The following is a 13931-nucleotide window of genomic DNA, read 5'->3' on the forward strand; positions in this document are numbered from 1 at the left end:
GGCATTCCTCTTTTCATTTCCTCTGCCCGCTCTCCTTTAAACCCGCCGCCTACGGCCGCTTCAGCTGGATAACATCATAAAAAGTGCTTAAGTCAGGCGTGAGAACGCCGATAGAAACATCTTATTGATGTTACAGGGACATAAGAATGAAACGCTTTGTTTTGCCAGCAGCATGGTTGTTTGCGGCGCTTACCGCCACGCCATTTGGCTATGCCAGCACAGGTGACCAGCCTAAAACGATCAAATCCATCTGGATTAATCCTTTTATGATCATGCGCCTGAATAACCATATCAATATGGTCAGCAACGTGACCTTTAGCGATGGGCAGCTAATCCAGCGCTGGACGGCGGTTGACTGTTCACAACGGCAGGGCTTCCGTCTCTATTGGGACATGCTGGACAGTGAAGGCCAGACCGAACATCGTTTTTACGGCGACAGCCTGGCGCATTATGCGCCGCCGCAGCCCAGCCATGACGTCACGCCGGAACAGATCGCCTTGCTTTGTAACAGCAAATTAAAAGAGACGGATTGGGTCTATGTGGAAAAAGAGAACAGCTGGGGCACGCCAACGCTACTCGATCGCGCCAATATCGTGCGGGCGGGCGATAACCTGATCGTTAAGATCGGTTTTGGCTACGATAAGATCAGTTGGGATCCGCCCTATGATGCGCCCTTTGATTTAAAGATCGAACAGCATTTATATAACTGCACATCGCGGGTGGATAAGGTTATCGGCGCGCTGGATGTCGATCCGCAGGGTTACGTTACCGACAGCCTGATCGATAAACAGGTGATACGCCGTGCCGACAGTTTTGACACGACGCCAGCCACTACCGAGGCTTTTAATAAAATTTGCCAGCTGCCGGATGGCGCGGATTTTAACGGGCTGGGCCGCTACGTAAATAAAACAGGCAAGAAGGCTGACCAGGTTCTCGGCCCAATGATGCCGCAGTTTGATGATAATCAGACGCAATGGCTGGATCGGTTTCCGTTGGATGCGGCGGTGATGCAGAAAGCGCAAACGCTGGTTAAAGGCTGGGCGATGCCGAAGTTTCAGCGCCTCAGCTGGACAGAGACCAGCAGCACCGGCGACAAAGTAGGTTACACAATGGATGCGCGTGCCGACGGGCTGGTGGTGCGTTTAGATGACTATCGTCTGTTTAAAGCACAGCGCATTATGGTGGCAAACAGCATTCAGATGCAGTCCGCCCTTTCTATCAGCGCCCTGCCCAACCAGACCCAAACGCTTGAGACCACGCTGCGTTTCCCGCTTTATCAGGGACAGCGCTACGATACCACGGTAAAAAACAGCGAGCTGGGCGAAAAGAAAAAGGTTAATACGCTAAGCGAATCCTGCGTTGTGGCGGATAAAGAGGAAGCCCGTACGCTGAATCCCGCCTTTAGCGGCAGCTACTGGCGGGTACGCTGTGAGCAGCGCGGCGGTGATGACAATGTCACTACGGTTTCCGCTTTTTTAACCGACCTGAATATTTTCCTGCCGCTGGAGCGCCGCGAGAAAGGGAAAGATCAACAGATCACGCTCAGCGACGTTACGCTGCGCCGCTAGTGCAAAACGCCCCGCGCCGACCGGCACCCAATTTAAAGCACGGGGCGTGCAAGCCGGAGAGTAAAGCGTCCCGCGCGATCGCATGACCAAAAAAAAGCCAGCCCGCAGGCTGGCTTTTTACTACCGTGAACCGCTGACTCAGGCTTTCGCCAGCTCAGCTTCTGGACGCTTCAGCACCGCATAAGAGATGCCTGCCAACGCCGTACCTACCACAATCGCCAGCAGATAACCCAGCACCGGCGTAATCGCGCCAGGGATCAGCAGCACAAACAGACCGCCGTGCGGCGCCATCAGTTTCGCGCCAACCATCATCGAAATCGCGCCGGTTACCGCGCCGCCAACGATACAGCAAGGCAGAACGCGCATCGGATCGCGAGCGGCAAACGGAATCGCCCCTTCGGAAATAAAACAGAGTCCCAGCACCAGCGCCGCTTTGCCGCCCTCCTGCTGACCTTTATTAAATTTCCGGCGCGCCAACAGCGTTGCAACACCCATCGCCAGCGGCGGCACCATACCGGCAGCCATAATCGCCGCCATCGGCGCATAGGTTTGCGAACTCAGCAGACCCACGCCAAACGCATAGGCGACTTTGTTAATCGGTCCGCCCATATCAGCACACATCATGCCGCCCAGAATCGCGCCCAGCAGCACCGCATTCGCCGTGCCCATATTGCCCAGCCAGTGCGTCAGACCTTCCATGATTTTCGCGACCGGCGTACCGACCACGTAAATCATCAGCAGACCGGTGATCAGGCTTGCCACCAGCGGAATAATCAATATCGGCTTCAGCGCTTCCATACTCTGCGGCAGCTTCACTTTGCTGCTCAGGAACTTCGCGACGTAACCGGCAATAAAACCAGCAATGATCCCGCCAAGGAAACCGGCGTTAATTGAGCTGGCCAGCATGCCGCCAATCAGACCCGGCGTCAGGCCCGGGCGGTCGGCGATAGAGAAAGCGATAAAGCCTGCCAGCACCGGCACCATCAGCGCAAAAGCGGTGCCGCCGCCGATCTGCATCAGCGCTGCTGCCAGCGTGCCCTGCTCTTTGAACGCGGTAATACCAAAGGCAAAGGAAAGCGCAATCGACAGGCCGCCCGCCACCACCATCGGCAACATATAGGAAACGCCGGTCAACAGATGACGATAGGCTCCGGCGCGCTCTTTCTGCTCGCCGTCGTTAGCGGCACCTGACGCGCCGCCTTTCGGCTGGTAAGGCCGCGCTTCCGCCTGCGCCTTATCCAACTCCTGCGCGGTTTTCTTCAGCGCCAGACCGGTAGAGGTGCGGTACATCGGCTTACCGGCAAATTTTGCCAGATCCACTTCGATATCCGCCGCCACGATCACCAAATCAGCGTCCGCAATTTCCTGCGGCGAAATCGGGTTGCCCGCGCCGACCGAACCGCGCGTTTCCACTTTTACCCACCAGCCGCGTTTTTTCGCTTCGGTTTCGATGGCTTCGGCAGCCATAAAGGTATGCGCTACGCCGGTTGGACAGGCGGTCACCGCAACAATACGTTTTGTGCCGGTTGCAGCGCTGCCAGCGCCCGCCGCCGGTGCGGCGATCGGCTCAGCGGCCGGCGCCTGCCAGGGTTTTGCTTCTGTTTTTGCACGCGCCAGGAAAGCCTGCGGATCGCGCAGCGCCTGCGCCGCCTCGCCCATCCATACCGCTTTGCCATTCAGCACGCTGTCAGTGGGCTGTTTGTTGCCCAGCACAATCACCAGCTCAGCATCGGCAGGATTTTCCACCAGCGTCAGGCCTGCGTTGCCCGCCGCCGCCGTAATACGTTGTTTTGCCATATAGCCGGAGGCCTGCCCCAGCGAAGGATCTGTCATCAGCAGCGTTTTCATTCTACCTCTCCTGCTGTCAGTTAAAGGGTTTCAGGTCGACGCGCGCCATCATCGCGGCCAACTGAGTACGATCGGTTACGCCGACATTGCTTTGGCTTACCGCCAGTGCCGCAACGGCGGTCGCCAGGCGCAGCGTATGTTCGCTTGATTCGCGCATCAGCAGACCGTAAATCAGTCCGCCAACCATGGAGTCGCCCGCGCCTACGGTGCTGACCACTTCACATGCGGGCGGTTTGGCGATCCATTCGCCGGAGGCGTTAACCCACAGCGCGCCTTCCGCACCCAGCGAAATCACCACATGCGCGATACCCTGTTCGCGTAACGCATGCGCGGCTTCGATAACATCTTCCAGCGTCGGCAGCTTGCGTCCGGCCCAGATTTCCAGCTCGCGGCGGTTGGGTTTCACCAGCCACGGCGCGGCTTTCAGCCCCGCAACCAGCGCTTCGCGGCTGCTATCGAAAATAATGCATGGGCACTGGGCGCGCAGATCGCTCATCCAGCGGGTAAAGGCTTCCGGCGCGACGCCAGCGGGCAGGCTGCCGCTTACGCAAACCATGTCGAACTGCCCAAGCCAGGTTAACGAATCGGTGGTGAAGCGTTCCCAATCCTGCGCGCTGACGTCGAAACCGGAGAAATTCAGGTCGGTGACTTCACCATCCTGCTCGGTAAGCTTGACGTTGATGCGCGTGCGGCCCGGCACCACCTGAAAGCGGTTGGCAATGCCCAGTTCGCTAAACAGATGTTGAAAGCCGTCCTGGTTTTCCTTGCCGAGAAAGCCGCCGACGGTAACGTCAATGCCCAAATCCTTCAGCACCTTCGCCACGTTAATGCCTTTGCCCGCGGCATGCAGGCCGGTGGTTTTCACCAGGTTAACTTCTCCGCGCTCGATCTCCGGGCAATACCCCACCAGATCATAGGCCGGATTCAGCGTAATGGTTGCGACGCGTCTGCTCATGCTGCCCCCTCGCCAAGACCGTTATTGATCGCCTCTTCAATGGCGTTCAGCGCCTGCTGCGCATCTTCACCGCTGGCGGTAAAGCGCAGGCGATGACCTTTTTTCACGCCCAGCGCCACGACTTTCATCAGGCTGCGTCCGTTGGCCGGTTTGCCGCTGCCGTCAAGGTTGGTAATGGTGACATCACAATTAAACTGCTTGATCACGCTGACCAGCGCGGTGCCCGGACGGGCATGCAGGCCGTGTTCGTTGCGGATAATAAATTCCGCCGTCAGCACTTCCGCCTGCTCATCCACTTCGCTGGTCAACAACGCCAGCACGCCAGCGGCATCGGCTTTCAGCAGACGCTCCGCTTTGTTTTTCAGCAGCAGATCGCTTAAGTAGTTGAGCACCTGCAGCGGCTTATCATCGGTCACTGCCACGGTCACCAGCATGACGGCCGTTTCGCCTTCGATATCAAAAGGCTGCGCGGCGCGGCTCACCGCTACGGCGCTGCCCAGATTGCCGCTGGTGCTGTCGTTCAGCCAGATGCCCTGGCCAAGGTTCAGCGGCTGCGCGCTGATAACCTGAGCGACAAAGCTGGCGTCAACCACGCCAGCCTGCTGTAAGCGGCCCGCGTTAAGCGCCTGGAGCGTGATTAAGTCGCTGGCGTTAACGTCCACGGCAATCAGTGAGGTATCAAATTTAAATTCGCTGCCCTGCTTTTCGCCCATCAACAGGCTGCGCAGCTCTTCGGCAGAGTGAGTGGTTCTTAATTGCGCGGCGACATCATCGTCGCTCAGCACATGAGTCAACTGACGCAGCAATGCCAGATGCTCATCGGAACGGGCGGCGATCCCGATAACCACGTACGCGGTTTGATCGTCGCCCCAGTTAATGCCTTGCGGAAACTGAAACACCTGCACGCCGGTTTGCTGAACCAGATCGCGGGTATCGGTGGTGCCGTGAGGGATTGCGATGCCGTTGCCCAGATAGGTTGAAGTTTGCTGTTCGCGGGCCAGCATGCCGTTGACATAGCCTTCGCCAACGTTGCCTGCGGCAGTGAGCGCGGCGGCGACCTGACGAATAGCCTCTTCTTTATTACTGGCTGTTTGCCCTGGATGGATAGCCTTGATATCGAGCTGGAACATAGTTCTCCTCTCCTGCCGAAATTGAATCGTTTCAGCTGTATTGAGAAAAAAAGCGTTATCCCATGCCAACTTTACTACCGAGATAACGCTGAAACGTTTCAATCAGTTTGGTACAGAGTACCCTTAACGCGCAAGTTATGTCTGAAACGACGTAGCATATTTTTGAAGCAACGCACATTTCATTTACCTTTTCAGAATAATTCTGCAGCAGTGCTGACGTCGCAGCTGACCAAAAGCGTCATCTCTCGTCTGGTTTCAGCAGGCATCAGCAAAGCAGAAACAACGATAACGCCAAAGGTAAAAAAAAGGTGAACAGACAGATGAGGGACACTGGATAAGATCGTGGACTCAGGGACGGGTGAAATCGTGCAGTCGTGCAGTCGTGCAGTCGTGCAGTCGTGCAGTCGTGCAGTCGTGCAGTCGTGCAGTCGTGCAGTCGTGCAGTCGTGATGCAATAACGGACTGGCTGACCAGTGCAATAGCAGATCGGTGCGCTGGCGGGCGCGCTACCAGGGTGCAGTCGCCGCTTCCAGCGTCAGCAGCCAGGTCAGCGCCTGATCGCGTGAAGCGCCGCACATCTCGGCGGAGGGCTGCAAGCCAGCACATACTTTGGGCCGCAGCGGCGAAGCAAAGATTTTACAGCGCTGGTCGGCATCCAGCTGCACACAGGGCGTATTGGCTGGCTTACCGTGCGGCATGCCGGGAATAGGTGATGAAATGGATGGCGCTGTACAACAGGCCCCACAACCGCTACGACATTCCATACCTTTCTCCCGCTGAAAACTGCGCGACAATAGCAGTCCGTTACGGGAAATGCTATCTGCCTCGCTAAAAATCACTGCGGGATCTTGCCTGTTCTGCTGGCCGGGAGTACTTTGTCGCGATTCTTAATTATCACGATGCAGAGAGAGTTTACATGCCAAAAGCTAACGAAATTAAACGCGGTATGGCCGTTACCTGGAACGGCAAGCTGCTGCTGGTGAAAGACATTGATATTCAAAGCCCCAGCGCACGCGGCGCCTCGACCCTGTATAAAATGCGTTTTACCGATATTCGTACTGGAATGAAGGTAGAAGAGCGTTTTAAAGGCGACGATATCATTGATGCCATTTCGCTGGTGCGCCGTTCCGTCACCTTCTCCTATGTGGATGGCGATGAATATGTCTTTATGGATGAAGAAGATTACACCCCTTACATCCTGAAGAAAGAGCAGATCGAAGAAGAACTGCTGTTTATACCGGAAGGCGGCATGCCGGGTATGCAGGTGCTGACAATGGATGGGCAGGTGCTGGCGCTGGAATTGCCGCAAACTGTTGATTTGGAAATTGTCGATACCTCGCCGGGTATCAAAGGCGCTTCCGCCAGCGCGCGCACCAAACCGGCGGTAATGGCCACCGGCTTATCGATCCAGGTGCCGGAATATCTTAGCAACGGCGATAAAATCCGTATTCATATTGCCGAGCGTCGCTATATGGGCCGCGCCGACTAACACCGCGTACTCGCCGCAAACCAAATGTTACATTATAACATTTGGTTTTCACCGATAGCTGATGATAATCACTCCCCGTTGCTGCTGCTTATCCAGCCATTTCAGCTCAGTTTGCATGCCCTGCTCCGCCTGTTGCGCGTGGGCAAGGCGCGCTAACGGCTGGAACTGACGCACCCACTGACCTTGTCGGTAACATGTAATATCTAACGTCTGCTGCGTTACGGCTGTATCACAGCCAGGCTCCTGTAGCGAGCCGTAAATGCTTACCGTTGCGGCGTGACTAAAAGCAGAAAGGGTTAACAGCGTTACTATTAAGGCTAAGCCCGTTTTACATTCCATCGTTATCGCCTCCCGTTAATTTACTCAGCGTAAAAATATTATTAACGGCAACGCGCGCCTTTGTCGCCGCGGCTGAAGACGAATAAATGAATAAAAGGAGATTTTAATGATCCAGGTCAACCTGATTACCGGGTTTCTTGGCAGCGGTAAAACCACCACGCTATTGCATTTACTGGCGCAGAAACCGGAGGGCGAAAATTGGGCCATACTGGTTAATGAATTTGGCGAAATTGGCATTGATGGCGCGCTGCTGGCGGAAAGCGGTGCCGTGCTGAAAGAGATCCCCGGCGGCTGCATGTGCTGTGTGAACGGTCTGCCGATGCAGGTGGGATTAAACATGCTGCTGCGTCAGCATCAGCTTGATCGGCTGCTGATCGAGCCTACCGGCCTGGGCCATCCGAAACAGATTATCGATATGCTGAGCGCCGAGGTTTATCAGCCGTGGCTGACGCTTCAGGCCTCGTTGACATTGCTCGATCCGCGTCAGCTCAGCGATGCCCGCGTATGCACCAATGAAAATTTCCGCGATCAGCTGGCCGCAGCGGATATCGTTATCGCGAACAAACAGGATCGCTGGCAGCAGCAGGATCGGCAGGCGCTGGCGCAGTGGCAGGCGGAGCAGCTGGGCGATCGTCTGTTGGTCTGTACTGAATATGGTCGCATCGATCCGGCGTTATTAGCGCAGCCGCGCCGTAACCTGCGGGCGCTGCCGCAAAGCGAGGCGCATCAACACGCCCATCGTAATTCAGGTCTCGCCGCGCTACGGCTCGACCCTAACGCGCGCTGGCGTCGGGCGTTTAATCAGGGCCAGGGTTACTATGCCTGCGGCTGGGCCTTTGATAGCGATACGCTGTTCGATACCATCGGTATTCTTGAGTGGGCGCGTCTGGCGCCGGTATCACGCGTCAAAGGGGTGGTACGTATTGCGGAAGGCGCGGTCAGCATTAATCGTCAGGGCGCCGATTTTCATATTGAAACGCGTCAGACGCCGCCGCCGGATAGCCGAATTGAAATTATTCATGACAGCGAAGCGGACTGGAACCAGCTACAAAGCGAGTTGTTGAAACTCCGTTTAAGCGAAAAGTCCTAATCTATGCCGCTATTTTTGACCTTTGCTACGAGTTCCCTATGAACGCAAAACGCTTGGCGAGTATCCTGCTGCTGAATCTGCTTGGGGTAGTGCTGTTTTTATCCTGGTTTTTGCCTGCCGATCACGGCGCCTGGTTCGGTATCGATAAAGGGATATTTTTCTGGTTCAATCAGCATATGGCCACCAGCCATGCGTTTGCTATGCTGCTGGCGATCACCAACTATCGCGGTTTTGATGCGGTATCGCTGCTGGCGATGGGGCTGCTGTACTGGTCATTTTGGCGGCGTGAGACGCCGGAAGGCCGTCGCCGGATGCTGGCGATCGGCATCTGTATGCTGTTGACAGCGGTGGTGTTAAACCAGCTTGGTCATCTGCTGCCGGTAAAACATTCCAGCCCAACGCTGTTTTTTGATCAGGCTTATCGCGTCAGCGAGCTGACCGGCATTCCCGCCAAGGACGCCTCGAAAGATAGTTTCCCTGGCGATCACGGCATGATGCTGATTATTTTCGCCTGCTTTATGCTGCGTTATTTCGGCAAAAGCGCCTTTGCCATGGCGCTGGTGATTGTGGTGCTGTTTTCTCTGCCGCGCATTATGGCGGGCGCGCACTGGTTTACCGATGTCGCTGTGGGCTCGCTCTCGGTGGTGCTGGTGGGCCTGAGCTGGTGGTTGATAACGCCAGCCAGCGACTGGCTGGTTAACTGGCTCTGGCGTACGCTGCCAGGCAAACACAAGCCAGCCCGGTCGCGCTAAGCGCCCGCCCGCACGGGCGATAAAGAGAAAAGCTCCGCCAGATTATTGCTGCCGGGGCTTTTTTTATCGATGGATTATTAGTCTGCTAATTAGCTGGTCAGAAGAAATAATGATGACCGCCAGAACCGAATATTGCTGTGCCGCCTCGCCTGTCCAGCCCGTTTTTTCTGAAAACTTTCGCCATCCAATAAACTAACCGTTTAAACCCCCTTTAATCCCGCCATTATTTGCACAAATTTGTCGATAAAGTAACCAAATGGTTATGTATTGATTTCACATCAAAAAAACCTATAAAAAAGTGCGTAAAACCACTCGCCATGCGGCTTGCAATCGGTTAACCTCAGCCACAACCCGGCAAAAGTCGTACGTAATGTGCGCTTCTGTAAAAGAAAAATGTGCGTATTTACACATTTTAAAGATTCAGAAATTGTCTTATGTGTCGGGAGTATTTAATCTCGTGCCGTTTTGCTCATTAATCAGCGACCTCCGGTCGTAAGGACTTCAAGGGATAATAAACACAATGGTCAAATCTCAACCGTTTCTGAGATATATCTTGCGGGCAATTCCTGCTGTCGCGCTGGCGACGTTACTCTCAGCATGTAGTGGTCATCACGGACAAAACGCGCAAACTGAGACCCATGCAGTGAATAACCAGAATGGTTTTTTACTTCAAGCGTCTCAGGATGAATTTGAACAAATGGTGCAGAATGTCGATATTAAATCGCGCATTCTGGAACAATATGCCGACTGGAAAGGCGTGCGTTATCGTTTAGGCGGTACCACTAAACACGGCATTGATTGCTCCGCCTTTGTACAGCTGACTTTCCGTGAACAATTCGGCCTTGACCTGCCGCGCTCAACCTCAGAGCAAAAAGATTCTGGCCGTCAGATCGCACGCAGCAAGCTGCGTCCTGGCGATCTGGTGATGTTCCGCGCGGGCTCTACCGGCCGCCACGTTGGGATTTACCTGGGCAATGACAATTTTGTCCATGCTTCTACCAGCAGCGGCGTGATGATTTCCAGTCTTAACGACACCTACTGGAAAAAACGTTATCGCGATGGACGACGGGTATTGAGCCGGACACAAAGTTAATTTTTATCCCTGAAGTTTTATTTAATGAGCAATTAAAAACGCTGCCACGGCAGCGTTTTTTTCGTCCCAATACTCACTATTTTGAAAAATGATCTGGCTAAAAAGCAATGCAGCAGAATAACAAGACATCACGTCTCACTCGTTATATTCTCCCTTGCTTATTATCAGATGCTGGCTGTACTCATTCTTACAACAAAAAGGCTAAAGCGGGAGAGTATGCCCAATGCCATTGTCCAAAGTTATAAAGCGCCAAGCGGATCATCCGCGCCGGATAGCCTGGATCAGTACCGTTTTGGGTCTCATTTTCTTTTTTGTTTTTAGCGCCGTTACGCTGTTTATTATTCAACACAAACGCGCGCAGCAGCATGACCAGCTGGCAAGCGCCAGCAAGGCCTATATGCAGGATCTGTTTAATAACCTGGAAAAAAGCCTGCTGCCGCTGCTGAAATATACCGACAGCAATTGCCAGCGCATCGGCAGCGAACTCACTTCCCGCGCCGCCTTTACCAGCGATATCCGCACTCTGATTCTGGTACGCAATGGTCAGGCCTGGTGCTCGTCGGCTACCGGCGCGTTTCAGTTGCCGGTGCGTAATTTCGCCCATTCTCTGATGCTGTCACGCCCGCATGATATCGCGCTGGTTGGCGGTACGCCTATGCTTCCTCACCGACCCGCGATCCTGCTGTGGCTGCAGCATCCCGATGCCAGCAATCAGGGCCTCCTCGCAACGCTGGATGTGAATATGACGCCGCTGCTGCTGCTGGCCGCGCGGCAGGAGAACCTCGACGGGCTGGTCATCGTCTCCGGCGATAAGGCGCTGCTTACCTGGAGTAATACGCTGGTTCCCCGCACTACCTTGCCCGCTCACGCACTGCGTCAGTTTACCCTGCCGGGCTACGCGTTAACTTTCTATCTGTACGGCAAAGATCTTACGGCACGCGATATCGCTTTTGTGTTACTTGCCGGTCTGCTGCTGGCGGTGATAGTCGCGTCCGCCTGCTGGCTGCTCTTTTTACTGCGTCGCCGCCCCGGCAAAGAGATTTTACTGGGCATCAAGCGTAACGAATTTCATGTGGTTTATCAGCCGTTGATCGAAGCCTCATCGGGGCGCGTCTACGGACTGGAAGCGTTGCTGCGCTGGACGCATCCGCTTACCGGCCCGATTCCACCCGATGCCTTTATCACCTACGCCGAAAGCCAGAATATGATTGTGCCGTTGACGCAGCATCTGTTCAGGCTGGTGGCGCAGGATGCACAGCTGCTCCGTTGTTATCTGCCGCCGGGCACCACGATGGGGCTGAATATCGCACCAGGGCATCTCTCTGCCGACAGTTTTCGCCAGGATGTCAACGCGTGGCTTGCCGCCATGCCGCCCGCTCATTTCAGCTATGTGTTTGAGATTACCGAACGCACCATGGTAGCAGGACAAAATGTCCCGGCAGTGTTTGACTGGCTGCACCAGCAGCAGATTACCATCGCCATCGACGACTTTGGCACCGGTCACAGCGCGCTAATTTACCTGGAAAAATTCAGCTTCGACTATTTAAAAATCGATCGCGGCTTTGTGCAGAGCATCGGCATGGAAACCGTGACCTCGCCGGTGTTGGATACGGTGCTGACGCTGGCGCGTAAACTAAACCTGAAAACCGTTGCCGAAGGTGTGGAGACGGAGGAACAGGCCGCCTGGCTGATTAAGCGCGGCGTTAGCCATTTGCAGGGTTACCTGTTCAGTCGCCCCTTACCGCCTGAGCAGCTTATTCGCTATCTACAGCAGCAGCAGGCCGACCCGCGCCAGCGCGCAGATGCTTGATGGCGGCCGCCGTGCCGCCTGTTTGTCCGGGAGATCACCGATTCAATGTTACGTCTTCTGCTTATCCTGGCCGTTTTTATCGCCGCAGCGCCCACGGCGCAGGCGGAAATTATTCATGACGGCTACGCTTTCGCCGAGCTGGGCGAGCCGAAATATACCGTTAATTTCACCCATTACGATTATGCCAATCCGGCCGCGCCAAAAGGCGGCAAAATCACGCTGGCGGTGGTGGGCAATTACGATAACTTTAACCGCTTCGCCTCACGCGGCTATCCTGGCGAAGGCACGTTAACGCTGTACGATCGGCTGTTTACCAACTCAGAAGATGAAATCGGCAGCTACTATCCGCTGATTGCGGAATATGCTCGCTACCCTGCCGATTTTAAGTGGGCGGAAATTACCCTTAATCCACGCGCCCGTTTTCATGACGGTTCCCCGGTTACCGCGCAGGATGTCGCCTTTACCTTTAACAAGTTTATGACCGAAGGGATAACCTCATTTCGCCTGATCTATAAAGGCGTGACGGTAAAAGCGATTTCACGGCTGACGGTGCGCATTGAGCTGCCGAAAGCGGATAAGAGCCTGATGCTGGGGCTGTTTAGTCTGCCGGTGCTGCCGGAGAAGTTCTGGCAGTCGCGTAAGTTCAACGAGCCGCTGGGCTATCCGCCGCTTTCCAGCGGCCCTTACCGCATCAGCGCGTATAAAATTGGTCAGTATATTACTTACTCACGCGTTAAAGATTACTGGGCCGCCGACCTGCCGGTAAATAAAGGGCGCTTTAATTTCGATACTATCCGCTACGACTATTATCTGGATGACAACGTCGCTTTCGAGGCGTTTAAAGCGGGCGCCTACGACTATCGCCAGGAAGTCTCAGCAAAAAACTGGGCGACGCAGTACCGCGGCGGCAGCTTTGAACAGCAGCAAATTGTGAAAGAGGCGCGACCGAACGAGGTTGCTACCGATGCGGCCTGGCTGGCGTTTAACAATGAAAAACCGCTGTTCAGCGATCGTCGCGTGCGTCAGGCGTTAACGCTGGCTTTCGATTTTGAATGGATGAACAAAGCGCTGTTTTACCAATCTTATTTGCGCACCAGCAGCTATTTCCAGAATACCGAGTATGCCGCACAGGGTTACCCGGATGCCGCCGAACTGGCGATTCTGGCCCCCTACAAAGGCCAAATCCCCGATGAGGTGTTTAGCGAACGCTATCAACCGCCGCGTAGCGATGGCAGCGGCTACGATCGCGCTAATTTGCTGAAGGCGCTGACCTTGCTGCAACAGGCGGGCTGGCAGCTTAAAAACCAGCAGTTAGTCAACGATGCCGGAAAGCCGTTTCGCTTTGAGCTGCTGTTGCCGAGCGCAGGCAATATCGCCTGGGTGTTGCCCTTCCAGCACAATTTACAGCGCCTGGGCATCCGCATGGATATTCGTCAGATAGATAGCTCACAGTATCTGCGTCGGCTGCGACATGGCGATTATGATATGACGCCAGGGTACTATTACGCTACGCCGTGGCCAAACAGCGACCTTAGTCAGTCCTGGCAGTCCGCCTATATTGACTCCTCCTGGAACAAGGCGCGCGTGCAAAGCCCGGTACTGGATACGCTCATCGACCGCATTCTGGCGCACCAGGGCGACAAAGCGGCGCTGCTGCCGCTGGGACGCGCGCTGGATCGCGTGCTGCTGTGGAACTATTACATGATTCCGATGTGGTATGGCGCCAGCGATCGCTACGCCTGGTGGAACAAATTTTCCCATCCGGCCGTGACGCCCGCCTTTTCCGTCGGGCTGGAGAGCTGGTGGTACGATGTGAACAAGGCCGAAAAACTACCGGCCCAGCGGCGTTAAGGAGTG

The 13931-nt window shown here is 55.1% G+C and carries 12 protein-coding genes; 7 read left to right on the top strand and 5 right to left on the bottom strand.

Going from position 1 to position 13931, the window contains the following annotated elements; all coding sequences use genetic code 11:
- Positions 1-146: 146 nt before the first annotated feature.
- On the top strand, positions 147-1568 hold the full coding sequence (locus J2X14_RS07190; RefSeq protein WP_352410530.1) for a hypothetical protein: 1422 nt from the start codon (positions 147-149) through the stop codon (positions 1566-1568).
- 138 nt (positions 1569-1706) lie between these two features.
- On the opposite strand, the gene fruA is transcribed toward J2X14_RS07190, so the two are convergent.
- The 4 genes from fruA to J2X14_RS07210 all read right to left on the bottom strand — a co-directional run bounded on the left by fruA (position 1707) and on the right by J2X14_RS07210 (position 6265).
- Positions 1707-3416, bottom strand: a complete 1710-nt coding sequence (fruA, locus tag J2X14_RS07195) for a PTS fructose transporter subunit IIBC (RefSeq protein ID WP_352410531.1) — start codon at positions 3414-3416, stop codon at positions 1707-1709.
- Positions 3417-3432: 16 nt separating this feature from the next.
- Complete coding sequence (gene fruK / locus J2X14_RS07200; protein WP_352410532.1) at positions 3433-4371, bottom strand: 1-phosphofructokinase; 939 nt, start codon at positions 4369-4371, stop codon at positions 3433-3435.
- Complete coding sequence (gene fruB / locus J2X14_RS07205; RefSeq protein ID WP_352410533.1) at positions 4368-5501, bottom strand: fused PTS fructose transporter subunit IIA/HPr protein; 1134 nt, start codon at positions 5499-5501, stop codon at positions 4368-4370. Before fruB ends, fruK begins: the two co-directional genes overlap by 4 nt.
- Positions 5502-6007: 506 nt before the next feature.
- Positions 6008-6265 (bottom strand): YkgJ family cysteine cluster protein, encoded by a 258-nt coding sequence (locus tag J2X14_RS07210; protein WP_352410534.1) that lies wholly within the window; start codon positions 6263-6265, stop codon positions 6008-6010.
- Between the two features lie 152 nt (positions 6266-6417).
- Here J2X14_RS07210 and yeiP point away from each other — a divergent pair, with 152 nt between their 5' ends.
- A complete protein-coding gene (yeiP, locus tag J2X14_RS07215; protein WP_352410535.1) occupies positions 6418-6990 on the top strand; it encodes an elongation factor P-like protein YeiP in 573 nt (190 codons plus the stop codon).
- Positions 6991-7038: 48 nt separating this feature from the next.
- Here yeiP and J2X14_RS07220 read toward each other — a convergent pair whose 3' ends face one another.
- Positions 7039-7329, bottom strand: coding sequence for a YmdA family protein (locus tag J2X14_RS07220; RefSeq protein WP_352410536.1), 291 nt, complete (start codon positions 7327-7329; stop codon positions 7039-7041).
- Between the two features lie 106 nt (positions 7330-7435).
- Between J2X14_RS07220 and J2X14_RS07225 the strand changes: the two genes are divergently transcribed.
- From J2X14_RS07225 to J2X14_RS07245, 5 genes are all read left to right on the top strand, one after another.
- Entirely contained in the window at positions 7436-8419 is a 984-nt protein-coding gene (locus J2X14_RS07225; RefSeq protein WP_352410537.1) for a CobW family GTP-binding protein, read from the top strand.
- Positions 8420-8457: 38 nt separating this feature from the next.
- Positions 8458-9171 (top strand): phosphatase PAP2 family protein, encoded by a 714-nt coding sequence (locus J2X14_RS07230; protein ID WP_352410538.1) that lies wholly within the window; start codon positions 8458-8460, stop codon positions 9169-9171.
- A gap of 520 nt (positions 9172-9691) precedes the next feature.
- Positions 9692-10264 (top strand): bifunctional murein DD-endopeptidase/murein LD-carboxypeptidase, encoded by a 573-nt coding sequence (mepS, locus tag J2X14_RS07235; RefSeq protein ID WP_352410539.1) that lies wholly within the window; start codon positions 9692-9694, stop codon positions 10262-10264.
- Positions 10265-10487: 223 nt separating this feature from the next.
- Positions 10488-12074 (top strand): cyclic di-3',5'-guanosine monophosphate phosphodiesterase PdeN, encoded by a 1587-nt coding sequence (pdeN, locus tag J2X14_RS07240; protein ID WP_352410540.1) that lies wholly within the window; start codon positions 10488-10490, stop codon positions 12072-12074.
- Between the two features lie 45 nt (positions 12075-12119).
- Positions 12120-13925 carry an extracellular solute-binding protein gene (locus J2X14_RS07245; protein ID WP_352410541.1) on the top strand — a complete coding sequence of 602 codons (1806 nt, stop codon included), beginning with the start codon at positions 12120-12122 and terminating at the stop codon, positions 13923-13925.
- Positions 13926-13931 lie beyond the last annotated feature (6 nt).

The organism is Mixta sp. BE291 (assembly GCF_031457955.1).
Taxonomy (GTDB): Bacteria; Pseudomonadota; Gammaproteobacteria; order Enterobacterales; family Enterobacteriaceae; genus Mixta.